Annotated in this window: 10 protein-coding genes; 3 read left to right on the top strand and 7 right to left on the bottom strand. The window is 31.9% G+C overall.

The genetic code is table 11. The features are described from left to right. Positions 1-180: 180 nt before the first annotated feature. Positions 181-2,967 (top strand): excinuclease ABC subunit UvrA, encoded by a 2,787-nt coding sequence (gene uvrA, locus JS605_RS15600; protein WP_203258656.1) that lies wholly within the window; start codon positions 181-183, stop codon positions 2,965-2,967. On the opposite strand, the gene JS605_RS15595 is transcribed toward uvrA, so the two are convergent. The 3 genes from JS605_RS15595 to JS605_RS15585 form a co-directional block, all read right to left on the bottom strand. After that, positions 2,964-8,738, bottom strand: coding sequence for an ATP-binding protein (locus JS605_RS15595; protein ID WP_203258655.1), 5,775 nt, complete (start codon positions 8,736-8,738; stop codon positions 2,964-2,966). The two genes, uvrA and JS605_RS15595, sit on opposite strands and share 4 nt — an antisense overlap. 292 nt (positions 8,739-9,030) lie before the next feature. After that, positions 9,031-9,606: an outer membrane beta-barrel protein gene (locus JS605_RS15590; protein ID WP_203258654.1), complete on the bottom strand. Its 576-nt coding sequence runs from the start codon at positions 9,604-9,606 to the stop codon at positions 9,031-9,033. A gap of 80 nt (positions 9,607-9,686) precedes the next feature. Continuing rightward, on the bottom strand, positions 9,687-10,787 hold the full coding sequence (locus JS605_RS15585; protein ID WP_203258653.1) for a DUF3667 domain-containing protein: 1,101 nt from the start codon (positions 10,785-10,787) through the stop codon (positions 9,687-9,689). 129 nt (positions 10,788-10,916) lie between these two features. Here JS605_RS15585 and JS605_RS15580 point away from each other — a divergent pair, with 129 nt between their 5' ends. Then, positions 10,917-12,152 (top strand): hypothetical protein, encoded by a 1,236-nt coding sequence (locus JS605_RS15580; RefSeq protein ID WP_203258652.1) that lies wholly within the window; start codon positions 10,917-10,919, stop codon positions 12,150-12,152. A gap of 77 nt (positions 12,153-12,229) precedes the next feature. Here the strand turns inward: JS605_RS15580 and JS605_RS15575 are convergent, their stop codons facing one another. The 4 genes from JS605_RS15575 to JS605_RS15560 are packed head-to-tail and all read right to left on the bottom strand — an operon-like array spanning position 12,230 to position 17,693. After that, positions 12,230-13,687, bottom strand: a complete 1,458-nt coding sequence (locus JS605_RS15575) for a lipopolysaccharide biosynthesis protein (RefSeq protein ID WP_203258651.1) — start codon at positions 13,685-13,687, stop codon at positions 12,230-12,232. Then, the gene (locus tag JS605_RS15570) at positions 13,687-14,964 is read right to left on the bottom strand and encodes a glycosyltransferase family 4 protein (RefSeq protein ID WP_203258650.1); all 1,278 of its coding nucleotides are present in this window, start codon (positions 14,962-14,964) and stop codon (positions 13,687-13,689) included. The genes JS605_RS15575 and JS605_RS15570 overlap by 1 nt, the downstream gene beginning before the upstream one ends. After that, on the bottom strand, positions 14,957-17,389 hold the full coding sequence (locus JS605_RS15565) for a YfhO family protein (RefSeq protein WP_203258649.1): 2,433 nt from the start codon (positions 17,387-17,389) through the stop codon (positions 14,957-14,959). The genes JS605_RS15570 and JS605_RS15565 overlap by 8 nt, the downstream gene beginning before the upstream one ends. Positions 17,390-17,420: 31 nt before the next feature. Beyond that, complete coding sequence (locus tag JS605_RS15560; protein WP_203258648.1) at positions 17,421-17,693, bottom strand: DUF4834 family protein; 273 nt, start codon at positions 17,691-17,693, stop codon at positions 17,421-17,423. Positions 17,694-17,838: 145 nt separating this feature from the next. Here JS605_RS15560 and JS605_RS15555 point away from each other — a divergent pair, with 145 nt between their 5' ends. Then, positions 17,839-18,861, top strand: a complete 1,023-nt coding sequence (locus JS605_RS15555; RefSeq protein WP_203258647.1) for a transporter — start codon at positions 17,839-17,841, stop codon at positions 18,859-18,861. Positions 18,862-18,867: the final 6 nt, after the last annotated feature.

Raw genomic sequence — 18,867 nt, 5'->3', positions numbered from 1 at the left:
AAAGTAATATTATGCTATAGACAAGTATTTTAAAAAAAGTTATTAACAATTCAAATATAACAACAATCATTCCTAAAAAGCAAAAATTAACATCTTTTTTTAATATTTACCCTCGTTATACTTCATTTTTTAAGCTCACTTACTTATAGTATCTTTGCAAAATTATTCCTTTAAAAGCCTATGAATACTGCAATTTCTGAAGTAGACCCCAAAGAAAACATCATTATAAAAGGTGCAAGATTGCATAACCTTAAAAACATTGATGTTGTAATTCCCAGAAATGAGTTGGTAGTGATTACGGGGCTATCTGGTTCTGGAAAATCTAGTTTAGCATTTGACACTTTGTATGCCGAGGGGCAAAGACGCTATGTAGAAAGTTTATCTAGTTATGCGCGGCAGTTTTTAGGAAGATTGAACAAGCCTAAAGTAGACTATATTAAGGGGATTGCGCCCGCTATTGCAATAGAACAGAAGGTAAATTCTACAAATCCGAGATCTACTGTTGGCACTACAACAGAAATTTATGATTATTTAAAACTCCTATTTGCTAGAATAGGAAAGACCTACTCTCCTATTTCGGGCAATGAGGTTAAAAAAAATACTGTTACTGATGTTCTTAATCACATTATGTCTTTTCCTGAACGTGAAAAGCTATTGCTACTAGCCCCTATACATCTCGAAGAGGGACGCGCTTTAGAGGATAAACTAAAGACCTTACAGCAGCAAGGGTATGCTAGAGTAAAAGTTAAAAACGATGTTTTAAGAATAGATGAGATTGCTTCACTTCCCAAAAACGAGAAAAACATTGCTTTGGTAATAGACAGAATAGTTGTTAAACATGAAGAAGATTTTAAAAATCGTTTAGCTGACGCAGTACAAACTGCATTCTTTGAGGGTAAGGGTACATGTTGTGTTGAATCGCTAAATAATAGCAAACAACAAACATTTAGTAATAAATTTGAACTTGATGGCTTATCGTTTTTAGAACCAAACGTACATTTATTTAGTTTTAATAACCCGTATGGTGCATGCCCAAAATGTGAGGGTTATGGAGATATTATTGGTATAGACGAAGATTTAGTGATACCTAACACAGGGCTCTCCGTTTACGAAAGCGCCATTTTTCCTTGGCGAGGGGAAAGCATGAGTTGGTATAAAGACCAGTTGGTAAACAATTCGCATAAATTCAATTTCCCGATTCATAAGCCTTATTTTGAACTGTCTGAGGAACAGAAACAACTTGTGTGGACTGGGAACGAATATTTTGAAGGCTTAAATTCCTTTTTTGCCGAATTAGAGTCCAAAGCCTATAAAATCCAAAATAGAGTAATGTTGTCACGTTACCGTGGTAAAACAAAATGTAAAGCCTGTAATGGCAAACGTTTACGACCTGAAGCTAATTATGTGAAAATTAATGGTGTAACTATTACAGATTTGGTTGAAATGCCAATAAAAAAGCTAGTTCAATTTTTTAAGGAACTGGAATTGAATGATTACGACCTAAAAATTGCTAACCGTTTGTTAAAAGAAATTAATAATAGGCTTTCTTTTTTAGCTAATGTAGGTTTAGATTATTTAACCTTAAACCGAAAATCGAATACGCTTTCTGGTGGAGAAAGTCAGCGTATTAATCTCGCTACTTCACTGGGCAGTAGTTTGGTTGGCTCTATGTATATTCTTGACGAACCCAGTATTGGCTTACACCCAAAGGATACCGAACTGTTAATCTCCGTACTGCAGTCGTTACGAGATTTAGGCAATACGGTAATTGTGGTTGAGCATGATGAGGATATCATGAAGGCTGCAAATAGCATTATAGATATTGGACCTGAAGCAGGTACTTTTGGCGGTAAGGTTGTTGCTAACGGTTCTTACGAAGACATTTTAAAATCTAAATCGTTAACTGCGCAATATTTAAATGAAAGTATAAAAATTGAAGTACCTAAAACAAGAAGAACTTCAAAATATTATATTGACATCAAAGGAGCTAGAGAAAATAACTTAAAAAATATAGATGTACGATTCCCTCTGGAAATGTTAACAGTAGTGACAGGTGTTTCAGGTAGCGGAAAAAGCACATTGGTTAAAAAGATATTATTTCCTGCACTACAAAAACAACTGACTGATTTTAGCGATAAAGCTGGTCAATTTTCTAATTTAGAAGGTAATTTTAGCAATATTAAGCATATTGAGTTCGTGGACCAAAACCCTATTGGAAGGTCCTCTCGCTCTAACCCTGTTACTTACATCAAGGCTTACGACGATATACGTGCATTGTTTGCCAAACAAAAACTTAGTAAAATAAGAAACTACCAAGCAAAACACTTTTCTTTTAATGTTGATGGTGGACGCTGTGAAACCTGCAAGGGCGAGGGAGTAGTTACTATTGAAATGCAATTTATGGCTGATGTACATTTAGAATGTGAGACTTGTGGCGGAAAACGTTTTAAAAAAGAAATATTAGAAGTCACATTCGCTGATAAATCCATCGACGACATTTTAAATCTCACTATTGATGATGCCATAAGTTTTTTTAGTGCCAACCAACAGGATAAAATTAAAAACAAACTACAGCCATTACAAGATGTTGGTCTGGGCTATGTTACCCTAGGGCAAAGCTCTTCTACCCTCTCTGGTGGCGAAGCGCAACGCATTAAACTTGCATCGTTTTTAGGAAAGGGCAACACTAAAGATAAAGCTTTATTTATTTTTGACGAGCCTACCACAGGTTTGCATTTTCATGACATTCAAAAACTCCTAAAATCCTTTAATGCCCTGATTGCAAAAGGCCATTCTATTATTGTGGTTGAGCACAATTTGGAATTAATAAAATGTGCTGACCATATTATTGATTTAGGGCCTGAAGGTGGCGAAGAAGGTGGAAATCTAGTTGCTTCTGGATCTCCTGAGGATATTATAAAATCAAAACTCTCTGAAACTGGCAAGTACTTAGTAGACAAAATTTAATTATTGTAAAAGCTATTAAAATTAAAAGGCATATTTTTATCTTTTATGTTTTGAATTTTTTTATTCACATAGTTTTTCTGCAGCATATTTCTTTCGATTGAAATTGAAAAATGCACTAAATTATCATTGTAAAAATCATCTAAATATGATATTGGTTGAATAAATAAATATAAAGCACTACCTCTTGTATGAAAATCTTTTACTTTACAATTGTAATCAAGAGACAACCTGTAATGATAATTAGGATCAATATAATTAAGGTTATTTGAGTTTAATATTTCTTCCTGTAACAGTGAATTCAACTCTTCCTCATTTAAATCGTAATCTCCCTTTAAATTTTTGCCCTTCTGTAAATCCTCAAATTTTTTACACCAAAAAGCCATTTGATAATGCGCTCTTGCTATATCTATATTACTTGTAGTAACATAATTCACACTAAATATATCATGTGTTTTTATGATCTCATTGCATGCTCCAATAGAATTCAATATTAAAAATTCTTTCTTTAGAAGTCCTTCCAAATTTAAGCTTTTATAATATTCTTTAATTTCGTAACGTAATTCCACTTCTTCTCGCGTTTTAAAATTACTACAAGCACTAACATTCTCAAAAACCCATTTATTATACTCAACAAGTAACGACAGCAAAAGTAACCTGTTGTTTTTTCCTGTAATCGTAGACGTTGTTACAATGTTTTTTGTTACGAAATCTACCAGAGCTTTTTTTAAGGTTCCACTATCCTCCATTATATTTTTGTGCTCTATTTTATTTTCATTCTTTATTATTTTAAAAATAAAATGCCAATAAATCACTACAGATTCTATAGTTTCCAATAAAATTGCACTATTCTTACATATATCATTATAATTACTGCACTCTAATATTTCCTTAACTTTTTTATGTTCAATAAAATAAGTTTCATTATTCGCCGAATAGGATAGCATAATCGTTTCTTCCAGTAATGCTTCTAATTTTGGAACCAAAAACCTTTCCTTTTTTGTATCTGCAAAATCTAAGTTTTCAAGATCAAGGCTATTCAAACTATCAATACTGCACTGATTTAAGATGTAAAAAATTTTTAGTTTTTGAGACCTTGCCAATCTATACTCTTGAATTTCAATATAAATCATACTAGCATAATGATACATATTAAGTATTTCACTAAGTGGCAACCTTAACACTTTAAAAATGAAACTAGGGTTTAAATTGTACTTATAGATATATGTATTGTTATTGTACTTATTAATAAAACTGGTTAAACATTCAACTAAATCTACTATACCATTTGCTATAGAGAATAAATAGTCAATGGCATATCTTTCCTTAAAAGAGCTTGTAGATACCATCTCTTTTACTTTTTCAAAGACCTTATCAAAATTCCTTTTAACGTCATTCTTAAAAAAGCTTTCAAAACATAAACATGTATCATCTTTTATATCCTTAATACCATAATAATCAATAAAATTAATGATTGGTAAATCGTCTCTAGATTTTCTTTCATTACTAACATCATGATTAGGCTTCAATAAAATTGCTAATGATTTAATATAAAACAAAGTAGCATCTATGGGAGTAACTAAAAGCAATTTAGATTCGTCCTTGATATCCTCTTTAACAAACTTAGGATCTATTTCATCTATATTATCAAACAATTTCTTTTTTAAACATTTATTTAAAGTTCCATTTTTGAAATACAAAAGATCTCCAATTTTATTGTAAAATTCCGCAACGATAAGTCGTTTTTCTGTTGTTTTTAAGGTAAACTTCAAAAAGTTAAACTCTTTAATTGCCCTAATAATATCTATATCTTTTAACTTATCTGGACTCGCCTTTTCTATTAAATGCAATTTTGCTACGATGGGTTGATATAAAAGTCGAATATTCTCTCCTGTGGATTGCGCATAAAAGTTTTTTAATGGTTTATAATTAATATCAATATGCTCTAAGTTTTTTGATATATCAGATTCTTTAATACCATATATCTCATCCATATCCTTTAAAGGATATAATATTTTCCAATTTTCTACTCCGTCAATATTGTTGTTATCTAAAGTCTTTACTATTTCTGGTTTTAATCGACCTATAACAACCAGTTCTCGTTTATCATCATTTTTTTCAAATTCTTCTAAACTTCTAATTTGTTCGGACTTGTATTTTGACATTCTTTTTTTCTGATCTTCACTGATTGGTGTCGCCTCATTGTACCACTTTTCATAAAAAAATTCGTTTACATCTTTCTTTTTAATTATAAACCTCGCCAAACCTAGTTTACGAACTGGAATATTACGTTTTCTTATCACTAAATCTGTTAATTCTGAAAATGTCATTAAGGCACTGTCAAACATTTTATTTTTTTCAAATGCCAACCCAAGTTTTAATTGATTTCTTGTAAAAACAATAAACTCATAAAGTGTCATATCCTTTATAGGCTTTTGACGTAATATTTGGATTGCATCCATATAATGGACTATTGCCTCATGAAATTCTTCATCATTAAAATGAAGATCTCCAATCATAATATGGAGTAATGAAACATTATTTATATAATCTTCTATATAACCTTCCTTATTATGAATAATAGTATCAGCTTCCTTTTGTTTAAGAAACTCCAACCTTCTATTAAAATGACGTTTTAATTCAATGGATTCATCTAAAGTAAAATTGAATGCAGCAGCTTCCAATTCATTGATTTTAGATAAAAATTTGATTTCTGCTTCTATTTTGCCGTGAAACTTAAAGTCATAAATCCCACTAACAATTGGTCTTAAATGACTTTTAGTAAGATAACCAATAAGCTTATCAAGAAATTCCCTAAACTGTGGCTCTTTATTGATATCTACAATTTCGGGAGTTAACGATAAATTCCTGTAAGACAACCCAAACTTATGATGCTTAAATATATGGTCCAACATATAACTAATAGACACCAAAAGCTTATCACTATATTCATGAATATAATTTCCTAAACCAAGAAATATTGGAGAAGTTAAATATGAGATTAGGTTAAATTTATACTGATCGTAAAACCCTATTTTTAAAAATAAATTTTCATCATTAGATCCAACAATAATGTTTCTGTCAGCCTCTGAATCAGATAATTCAGATGGTGATACCGGTAATACATATTGCTCTATTAAGCTGGATAGTTTTCTTGGAGCACCATTACTTCTATAGGTTAAATAAACAACAAAATCTTTTAAAGTTGTTATAATTTTTACTATTTCCTCCTTCTCCAATCCCAATGCTTTAGATTTAGCTTGCAGGTAGGTATTATACATCTTGATAGATGGTGTGTGTTTTGATCCTGTTGCTAAATAATAATCAGGTATTAAAAATTGACATAAATACTGTTCAGTAATACTTGAAATATCCGCTAAATTATTATCCTCTCCTTCCGTATAAAAACTGTTTACATAGATTTTATTATCATTAAATATACTATCCAAACTAGATTCTCTATCTGATATACCCGCCAAAGCTGCATCATACATTTCCCGCCCAGCAATAAAAATGAACTTAGCATGGGCAGAATTCAAAAAATGTTTCATACTAGATAGTATTCTACCTATACGTTCTTTTCGTCGTGCCTGATATCTAACCTCGTTATTCTCTACATCAAATTCATCCTCTAAATTTGTTATTGCTGTATTATGATTACTGTTAATTTTATCTAATTCATCAAAAACCACAATAAACCTTACTTTTGTGAAAATGGATAAAATGTTTGAAGTATCATCTAAAATATGTATGAGTCTCTGAGTAATATCTTTTGATTCTAATGGCGCATAACTCGATCTTTTAAGATAGTTAAGAAAGCTGTTTTTTACTCCATTCGCACTACCTCCTTGTTCAACAACTATAGATGCATCAATTTCAGTTTTAAGCCTCTTTAACTCTTTTAATGAATAGTAATGATTTTTAATTATACGAAAACGGCTAGGTATCAGCCTATAGAAAACAAATAATGCTAACATAAAAAAGAAAACAGAAAGCACAGGAATTTTTGGATACAATTTCGACAAACTCAGTAATTTATTATCTTCTACTGTTTTATTTAGTATTGGTCTACTAGCTCTCTCACCCAATAGAGTATATCTAATTTTATACCACAATTTAAAAGTCATGTAATCTAATTGATTACAGAACATACCAAAATACACCAGTGTTTTATTTAATACTGATTGATGCTCTATTTCTTGTTTTCGTAATGAATCATTTCTGTTTGTTATTTCTATTGTCTCTGATAATATACTTTTACTTACTCTTAATCTCTCATAACCAATATTACCATTACCTCCAATAAAAGAATCAATATCCTTGTTATATCCTTTTATTGTGGAATTTCTGGTTTCGTTTTCAAATAAAAATTTGATGTCTGAATTCCATAATTTATTTTCGTTCTTCAATAGTGCCTGACTAGGAAAAAAGTAAGTGATTTTATATTCATCAATGCTAAAATTAGTAAACTCATTACTCAAAAAAGTACGGTATATTATTGTACTTGATAAATAAAAAATTAGAAATAAAACAAAAACATTCAATAATCGTTTAAAACTTTTAAAATTATAATACCATTTTCGGTATTCCCTGTAAAGCTCATTAGTTATATATTTTAAAACATCTTTTTCAGTAAGGTTATCTTTACCTAAATTAATCTTAACTGTAATGTAATGTTGAAAATCTAATAAGTTAATAACTCTATTAAGTGAAACATTGTAGTTTTTACTTTTAGCCTCAGAATTTAACATTTTCAACACGCCTTTGATAACAAAATATAGGAAGACTATAACAAGCTTAAACCAAATACTGTATACAACAGTATCATGATAATGGAGGTATAAAATACCATAGAGAGCAGCTATCAATAAGGTAGCTGAAATTATTTTCGTTACAATAACACACCAATACTTTCTTATAACACTTTTATACTTTTTACCCTTAGCATACTTTATCGATTCAACATAAAGATCAATCAAAAAGTACCAGATAATCACAATATGCACTAAAAACCAAAAAAATTCGAAATAGCTTATACCAGTGCAATGCCTGTCTAAATAAAAAGAGTAGTACAAAACAAAAAATAAGACAACAATTATATAAATGACACACAATCTAGCTATCCTATGAAATACATACTTATGTCGGTAAAACCTGGGATTAAAAAGAGCTTCAAATCCTCTTAAAAATTTTGCCCCAATTTTTTTTACCCACATTTTGTGATGAAATCGTCTTGGAGATCTGTGTCCGAAATAGTAAATTATACTCAAAAAGAGTAAAAAACTAACCATCAATATATATGTTGATGGAAATTCATTATACAACAACACAAAAAAGTCTTCAATACTATTGTTTTCCCATAAATCAGCAAGCCACTTAGTACTAATGAGACTGGACGAAAAATATTTGTAAATAGCTAAAACTGGCTCTAAAAATATTATAAGAGGCAATAAAGAGATAATAAGCAGAAAAAATCTAGAAAACTTTGATTTTGGATTAAGTGAAGTAATAGCTTTGTTTACCACAGACGTTTTCCCCATCCCTCTAAACCCACTAACTAAATATGTGCCCGTATTTTTATTTGTCTCATGGATAAAACTCCTTAAACGATCAATAATAGCTTTTCTCCCCAAAAACCTGTTATTGATGTCATCTCTATCCTCATTCTGAACAGAATGAAAAAAATTGTAATTCTTTAACTCTAAAAGAATTGGTTTTATTTTAAATGAATTTTTGTTTAGGGCATCTCGAAGAGTTTCAGTATTTTTTTCCATTTAAAAAAATAATTATCAGTCATCAAAGTAAGAAAAGTGTGTTTTCATCATAAAAAAAATCTATAAATTACATTTTTAGAAGCTAACATGTAATTTAATTATAAATCGATTTACTATATTCCTATAATTAGCAAAAGCACAGATTATCTGATAATTAAATAATTTCAAAAAGTATAAAAGTATTGTACTATATGTTTGGAAAAAAAGATTAACAAATAGATATATTGAATAATAAAAAAGGGAAGTATCTAGTGCCACTACTTCCCTTTTTTATTCCTTAACGTATTTTGGGTTATAATTTGTAGCCTACCCCAATTAGTAAATTACTTAATTTAACCTTACTAAATGAGCTTTCTGACAAATCAGATAAACCCAAATCGTACCTTACATTTAGGAAAAACTTATCGGTTAAATCATAAGACGCCCCTATATTTGCGCCAAAATTTACTGATTTCAAACCATTTGGTGCATCTAGCAAATAACCCAAACTAGGTCCTGCGTAAGCATTGACTTTTTCTGCTACATTATATTTTATTAATAATGGTACATTAATTTGATTTAAATCCTCCACAATAATAAATCTGGCTTCTGGCTGAAACTTAAAAGTATCAGACAATTCAATGTCAGCGGCAGCTACACCAATGTAAAAACCAGACTTAGTAGTAGTTGTTGTGTTGCTTAATAATGTTGAAGCTTTACTTTCTGTGTTGGATTTTTGTTCAAGCTCAGATGAGGAGGGAACTGAATTACCACTTTCAATACTAAACCTATCTGCAGCACTAGAATAACCTGCATCGAAATGTATTCTACAAGAAGTAAGACTAATAGCAATTAATAAAATTGCCACGAGGGAAATTGATTTTTTCATGATTAAAATTGTTGATTAGCTATGCTAAACTTAATAAATAATTACCTAAAAACCAATTAGTTAAGTTTTTTTGATTTTTTTTAGTAAAATAAAAAAGCAAAAACACTTAATATAAAAAAGGTTAAAGGCGTCACAACAGACAGGAAAACAAAAGAACCAAGACCTGCCTTTAATATACTTTTAAACCACCCTTGCACATAAAATCTCTTTAAGGCTATTATCAGGTAGATAAATGTTGACATTATAATTAAAAAATCAACCCAATTAGGGATATCTATTAAAAAATTTACCGCTAGAACAACACTAAATACGGTAAAAAGGAAAGAGAAATAATAAAAGCTGAATACAAGATGATGCGCATACGTACCTCTTTTAGAATGCAAAACCCTTAATATCAGTGCAAAAATTGGCAATAAGAAAAACATAGCGAAAGGAATAGCATCATAAAACGCCTGGAGTATGCTTCCACCTTTTCTAGATTTATAGAATTTTAACGCTTGTGCATACATACGCTTTTCCCAATACCCTGGATCATTACCCATACCCATCGCCTTATAAACTATACTATCTGCAACTTTAAGCTGTATAAGGGAATCTACTCTTTTGGTGTTAAAATCGAAAGACATTATATCATCTGCATCCATTCTTTCAGCTTTAACTATTGAGTCGATCTGTACATTCGATATGTCTGGAACAAACTTATTATTTTGCAATGTGCGTTTAATGGCGCTAGCTACTACCGAATCTTTAATATGTTTTTGTTCTTTAAGTTCTTGATTAATGGAGTCAATTGTACTTTGATCTATAACACTTTCAACGGTATTACCTTGCTTAAGTGTTTTTGCCAGTCTTTCATCTAACCCCTTAACCTGGCTACGTTGTATAAAAGAAAACAAAAAGAAAAACACAACGGCTATAAACAAATACATTTGCGCTGGGTGTAAGTACCTTAAACGCTTTCCTCTTACAAACTCTCTGGCTATAAATCCTGGTTTTAACAATAAAGGAAAGAAGCTTTTAAAAAAACGAGCATCAAAAGAAAAATAATTACTTATGGTATTGTAGAACAATACCTTTACTGTTAAATCGTCTTTAGCTTGTTGCCCACAATACGGACAAAAATTAAATGCGCTGCTGAATTTTTGATTACAGTTTTTACAGGTTTCTAAAGACTTTGCCATAATTTTTTTGCTTTATAAAATTAAGAAAAAAATAGGAGTAAAAGCAAACACCTATACTGATAACCAAATATTTAAGTTTTTGGCACGCTGTTTGTAAATATCTTATCGAACCCATAAAATTTAACAATTATGAAAAAGTTTATCTTATTTTTTGCAGCTATAATCCTAGGAGGGTTTTCTGCAACCGCTACAACCAATTTAGACAACAATACTGTATCAACATTTTACAGAGGTTATGGCAACTCTTTCATATTTGTTGAGAATGGTATTGAGTTTTCTGTATTCCCTGATGGACAGTTTGATTTTAACATTTTAAGATATCAGCCAGATTTAGCTATCTCTATTGGGAATAGAAATGCAAACATCACGTTTAATTCTGGTTTTAATTATAATGCTTATGTACAATATGATGAGTTTGGTGCTATTATTCAAATTGAAAACACACCCATATTTTATGATTTTTATGGCCGTGTTGTTCAAGCTGGTAATGTAAATATATTTTACAATAATTTTGGACGTATAAATCGTATTGGTGGTTTGTATATACACTACAACAGATTCAATAGATTTTCACATTACACTGGTTTTATAAACAGATTTAACCGTAGTTATGTGTTTAGACCATGGCACAGTTTTTACAGCATTCCAGCAATAGACTACTGTGTTGTATACAATAGACCTTATAGACGTTTTTATAACCCTGTGAGATACGTTTACAACAGACCGTTTAGAAACAATTATAGACCTATAACCGCTATCGCAAGTAGAAGAGGTAACACCATAATAAGAAACAGAACGTATGCTACTGTAAACAGAAGCGCTAGGAATAGAACAAAAGTAAATAACATTGCTAACACAAGAAGAAGTATCTCTAGGGATAATACTATTAGAAAGAATAACTCTAGAAGAATTGCTAACAACAATGATAGAAGTGTTAGAAACAATGATATGAATCGAACGAATTCTAGAATTCAAAATAGAGGCAATAGTACTATGAGACGAGATAACTCTACAAACAATAGAAATTCTCAATATAGAACTCGCGGTAATGGTAACCAAAACGTTATTAAAAAGCGCTCGACAACTACTGTAAGGCAAGCTCCAAAAAGGAATTCGTCTCAGCAAGTAACGAGATACAGAACCACTACTGTTGTAAAAAAACCAAAAGCTAATAGTACTCGTATATATGATAGAAAAAGCACAAATAGAAGCTCTGGACAAACTGTTACCAGATCCTCTAGAAGCACAAAACCTGCTTCACGAGTTGCTAGAAACACAGGACAAGTAAATTCTAGAGCTACACAAGGACGAAGTACCTCTAGAAACAATAATACATCATCTAATTCTACACGTAGAAGAAGATAAATAAATTTTGGTTGGTTAGTTGGGAAGCCCTGCGATATGTATGCCTCAAAGCAACATCGTGGGGTTTTCTTTTACCTTTACTTCTTCTTTAATACTTTATCTATCAATATTGAGATATCTTCTGAAAGTTTTAATTTATAAACTACTAAAGCAAAAATGGAAGTAATGATAATGGACTTTAAAGTAATATTTAAAACAGGATGAAACCAGAAATCCCAAAAATAAAACATTAGGACTATTGCTAATAAAACCAAAGCCGAGGTAATGGTTTTTGATGTAAACGGTAAAATTTTAAATGCCCTGTAAACAAAATAAACCTTTGATGTGTTATAGAGGCACACCGCTATAAAAGTTGCTAAAGCGGCACCGTTTAGCCCGTAAATAGGAATTAGGATAACATTTAACACAACCATTAACACAACAATTACTACCCCCAACACAAGTACTATTCTATAATAATCACTGTTAAACAATATGGCATTATTACTTCCCAACAAAGTGTCATACAATTTAGAAAGGCTTATCAAAATAGCTACATATAAACCAACACGATATTCATCTGCAATTAAATAGTAAAGCTGGTTAATATTTAAAACGATAAGTAAAAAGATAAGCCCACCAACAACAAATAAGTTTAACGAACTACGTTTATATAAATCTGCCAAACTCTCTATATCTTTATCGTTTAAATACTTTGCGGTCATTGGCAATAAAATTTGATGCATGGCCCTTTGGGGAACAGCAATTACAGTAGCTATAAAAACAGCGACATTATAATAAGCTATGTTTTTTACATGAATATACTTACCCAACATTACTTTGTCAATATCAAGGAGTTGAGTAGCAATTAAACCTGCAACAATTATTAGCAATGAGTATTGTAATATCTGTTTTAAGTTATTCACTTTTTTAAATGTTAAAACCGGTAACTGAACACTAAAAGCATATACCATCATTGCTAACATTCGCAAAACATAAACTACTACCAGCCCAGATATAAACTGGTTTACCTTTATAAATTCAAAGTACAAAGCTAATAACAACACCATGGCACCTACCCTATGGAAAACCTCTTTCATAAAATTGCCATAAACTGTTTGTAGGTGTACTTTAACCCAAGCATAAAACACCTCAAAGTAGGCCAAGGCAATAGCCACTATTACTATATGCCACAGGTAATCTTTTAACTTAGGGTTTTCAGTTGACAAAAACCCTGTAATGACATCATAGCCTAAATACCCCACCAAGGCTATAGGCACAATAACCAACAACGGCAGGAATAGCATTAGCGTTAAAAAACTATGTAATGATGTTCTTGTTTTAAATTGCGAGTAAAACTTCACTAGTGTATTATAAACGCCAAATGCTGCCAATGGCATCATAACATAAGCGGCAGACAATACAAAACCTACTAAACCATAATAGGTGTCGCTCATAAAGTTTGTATATAAAAACAATGTATTAATTCCACCAATAGCAAAACCTAAATAGGTAGAAACAATGTTTTTAAACGATTGTGATACTACAATACCCATTATACTAACTTTGATAAAGTTTGTGTGAGCGCCCTTCTATGATACTGTTGCAGCCCGATTGGATTCGTTTTTAAATTACCGCTTTTATATAGCTTATAATACTCTAATATAGTTTTTTTAAGTGATTTTAAATCTTGGTAATTAAAGAAAACCCCTGTATTGGTTTTACTAATAATATGTTCTATATCAGATCCCTTGGGGCCAATTGCAATAATAGGTCTATTGGAAATCATATACTCAAAAAGCTTTCCCGGAACAATACTCCTTGTATCTTCAGAATCTATTTCTATTAAAAGCAATATCTGAGACTTTTTTTGATATTTAATAGATTCTAAATGGGAAATATAACCTACCTTATTTGTATAATTAGTTAAATTATGTTTTTCAATACTTTGGATAACTGTTTCACTAACAAAACCCACAAGATTTAACTGGAAATCTTTTTTAAAATCATCATATTCAGCAGCTAACTCAGAAATAGATTTCCATAAAATTTCTGGGTTCCGCTTTGATAATAAAGACCCTATATGAGACAAGGTAAACTTGGTATCTATTTCTACAGATCCAGATGTTTCATCATCATAACCATTAGTTATCACTTCAATAGGACGCTCTGTTATCTGTTGAAATTCTTGTTTCGTAGCTGATGATGTTACTATAATTTGATCAGTATTGGTTAATACTTGAGCTTCTAAAGATTTATGTTTTCTCTGGGAAGATTTAGTCAGCTTTAACTGTTTATGATACCCAATAGTAGTCCAAGGATCCCTGAAATCAGTCAACCATTTTATGCCAAGTTTTTGTTTTAACTGCAAACCTATTAAGTGCATACTATGTGGTGGTCCAGTAGTGATAACAGTTTCTATATTGTGCTTTGGTATAAAATCCAGCAAAAAAGAAGTAGCAGGTTTTACCCAACCTACCCTAGCATCTGGAATAAAAAAATTACCTCGCACAAAAAGCATCAATTTTTCAACCAGAGACTGCTTTCTAGCTTCACTAATGATACCTTTACTAATAGTATCGGCTCTACCTTTTGAAAAGCTTTTAGCTAGTTTGTAAGGCTCAGAAATTGGGAGTTTAATCACTTCTGTAGTTTCTGAAACTTCAGCTTTAAGACTTTCGTCTATAATTGGATAACTAGCATTTTTTGGGACAAAGACAATGGGTTCGATATTAAAATCCGGTAAATACTTTACAAACTTAAGCCAGCGCTGTACACCTGGACCTCCTGCTGGAGGCCAATAATATGCTATTATGAGTACTTTTTTACGCACTCTTTTTTCGTGTCTTAAACTCGTAAAATATACCCGTTAACAACAAAATCGTTAATAGTGCAGAGCTTGCCAAAGAAATAGAACTTCCTGTTCTTACAACATCAGGATCAAACTTAAACTCTATTACATTTGTGCCAGCTGGTACTTTCATACCACGAAGAATATAATTTACCCTCTGAACATCAGCAGGTTTACCATCAATTGTAGCGTTCCACCCGTGCGGATAATAAATTTCTGAAAATACAGCAAAACCCTCATTTTTATTACTTGCATTATATTTCAAGTAATTTGGTTGCACTTCTACCAAGTTAATAGTTGCCGTAGAATCAACTTCATATTTAGGATACCGCCCAGCCTTTAAAACATTCTTAGGCAAAGTGTAAATCGCTTTTTTCTTATTCTCTAAACTACCTAGAAGCTTTATCTCTTCATTTGCAGAGGCCACTTTAACGACCTCTTCCACAAACCAAGCATTCCCATTGGCTTCATCATTCAAATAAGGAAAAACGTTACCTTTTTCGTCTTGAGCAATAATATACTTTGTGTTAAGCATATTCATCACATTAATGTTGTTTTTGGCTATATACCAATCAAAAACCTCCCTGTAACGCTTTAATTCTGCTGCGTTATAACCATTCAAGGAATTATGGAAATACGAGGGCTTAGAGGGTCCAGATACCAAATCGAAAACCCTAAAGTGTGTTTTATCCTGCTGAATTTGCTTGTCAATTTCATTTGAAGCAAAAGGTTTATTCATTTTAATAGATGACACAAAATCATCTCCGTTCACATAACGCCTATTTACTCCTACCAAATCAAACAGGATTAAAACTGCAAAACCAACAACAACCCATTGTTCTTTAATTTTATGTTTTAAGTAGGCAAAAATCAATCCACCTGAAAGCAACACCAAAACTAAAGTTCTTAGGGCATCTGCCGTGAAAATAGATTTACGGTCTTCCTTTATGGCACGGCTAAATCCCTGACCATAATTTTGGATGTATTGCCCATCTCTTATACCTACAAAATCAAACATTGAGGCTCCAAACAATATAAACAAAAGAACGAGCCCCCCAACAATTCCCGTGGTATACTTCAACGCTTTTAATTTTTCTTCTTCTTTACTAAAATCATTAAACAATCTAGCCAAGCCAAAAATCCCTAAAACAGGAATACACAATTCTAATATCACTTGAATGGAACTTACCGCTCTAAACTTATTATACAGCGGCACATAGTCGATAAAAAAGTTAGTTAAGAAATTTAAATTCTTACCGTAAGAGAGCAATAATGATAACAATACACCTCCCAACAACCACCATTTTAAACGCCCTTTTACCAAAAACAAGGCAAATACAAACAAAAATAAGATGACTGCTCCCACATATGCAGGAGCTTCAACAATGGGCTGATCTCCCCAATAAGTTGGTGCGTTTTCGGCTTGTTCTAGAGCTTGACTAGGTGTTGCTCCTAGTTTTCTAAAAAACTCATATGTTTCAGAATCTTTTCCAACATTGTCATAAGTACCACCTCCCATGAAATTTGGTATTAAGAGATTAAACGTCTCGGTAATACCATAACTAAACTGCGTAATATAATCTTTGTCCAAGCCAGAAGTTACCTCTTTTGGAGAATCATCAGGATTTATCGTTAACTCACTTTTTCCCCTTGTGCTGTACTTTACATACTCCTGTGTTGCCATCACATTAGTCGCATTTAAACCAATAGCCAAAACAACTGCCCCAACCAAAACACCTATCGATTTAAAAAAATGTGGCAACATTTGTTTTCTGTAGGCGTCAACTAAATAGGCTATTCCAAGGACCATAACAAGCAACAATAGATAATAGGTCATTTGAAAATGATTGGCTACTAACTCCAACCCCATTCCGACAGCTGTTACAAGAAAGCCAAGTATGTATCGTTTTTGAAAGACTAATAAGATACCACTTAACACTAATGGCATGTAGGCTATTGCATGCGCTTTACTATTGTGCCCCACTCCAAGAATTATGATTAGGTATGTTGAGAACCCAAACGCCAATGCACCTAGCGCCGCTAGTTTAAAGTCGACTTTTAACACCAAAAGAAGAATATAGAAACTTAACAGATATAGAAACAGATAATCTGCTGGTCTTGGTAAAAAACGTAATACCGAATCTAACTTCTTGATGTAATTATGCGGATATCTTGCCCCTAACTGATATGTAGGCATGCCTCCAAAAGCACTATTTGTCCAGTAGGTTTCTTCTCCCGTTTTGGCTTTAAAGTCTTTTTGTTGTTTGGACATACCAATGTATTGCACAATGTCGCTTTGATATATCTGCTTCCCTTGTAAAACAGGATTAAAATACAGTAATGCAACTACCACAAAACCTAACAAAACAATGAAATGCGAAAGTGATTTCTTTAATAAAAATTGCATGGAAAAAAGTTAAAATGCTAAAGGTTGAAAATTAGTCAATTTCTTCGTAATCTACATAATCTCCTACATTTTTATTTGATGCTTTACGCTTTGGCATCTTATCTATAGTGACTTCTCCTTCTTTTTTAGGTGTTTCATAACCTTGGCTTTTAAACTGACCTCCAAATTTTTCTTCAGCCTTTCTTGAGACATATCTCAATAAAAAAGGCGTTAATAAGCGAGACAGCACTTTTACCCCATAATATACGAGTAAGATAATACCAATAATTTTAATCAATCCAACAACAGATGCTTCTTGTGGCATAATTACTAATTTGTACAAAAATACAATTATAGAGACTTAAAAAATGCTGAAAAAACATAAAAAAAAGATAAAATATCTATATTTGAAATTAATGACAACCAACCCAACCTAACATTTGCAAAAAATCTCACCCTAAATCACACCTATGAAGTTTTTAAAACACATATTTTTTGTTTTGATTTTCATCGTCGGCAATATGCTTTTTGCCCAATATACTGAAGTCATAAACTCAAACAGACCTGGTATGTCCAGGAGCGCTTTTTCCGTGGGCACAAACGTATTACAATTTGAGATAGGCCCGTATTATCTAAAAGAAGAACGCACACCATTGCCCAGATATGAAGTCTCTGGTTTTGGTATTGATTTTTCAGCAAGATACGGTTTGCTTTTTGAAGAATTAGAGATAAACATAGAAGGCAATTATCAAAATGATACATTTACCAGTTTTTCATCATTCACTACCGAAAACAAACGATCAAACTTTAGATATTTAGCAGTTGGTGCCAAATATCTTGTTTTTGACCCCTATAAAAATGCTGAGGAGCAAAAACCAAACCTCTACAGTTGGAAAGCCAACCATAGCTTTAACTGGAAATCTTTAATTCCAGCCGTAGCCGTTTATGTTGGTGCTAATTACGACACCAATGCTAACCCGTATACAGCTCCAGGTATTGAAGGTTTTAGCCCTAAAGTAATGGTAGCCACACAAAATAATTTTAACGGCGGTTGGGTGTTTGTAATGAATTTAATTAAGGACAGAATTGGCACGGATCAATCAGACTTCACTTATATCCTAACCTTGACACACTCATTTAGCCCTAAATGGGTAATCTTTGGGGAAACACAGGGGATTAAAAGTGATTTTTATGCTGATAACCTATTACGCTTTGGAGGTGCTTATTTATGGGACAAAAACTTTCAACTAGACACGGCAGTTACATTTAACACAAAAGACACCCCATCAGTCTTAAACCTAACATTTGGTGCCTCATACAGATTTGATTTTCATAAAGACAAGGAAATTGATAATGGCAACTCTGCCGAAGACGAGTTAGAAAGAAAACTTAGAAGCAAAGGCTCCAAGAAAAAGAAAAAACGCAAAAAAAAGGATGTAAATACAGAAGAAAAGAAAGTTAAAAAACGACAACGAAAAGACGAAGATTTTTAACAACTT

The sequence above is a fragment of the Hyunsoonleella ulvae genome, from assembly GCF_016827605.1.
In the GTDB taxonomy this organism is placed as follows: domain Bacteria; phylum Bacteroidota; class Bacteroidia; order Flavobacteriales; family Flavobacteriaceae; genus Jejuia; species Jejuia ulvae.
Note: the sequence above shows the minus strand (reverse complement) of the source record. Positions and strands in the feature narration are given on the sequence as shown.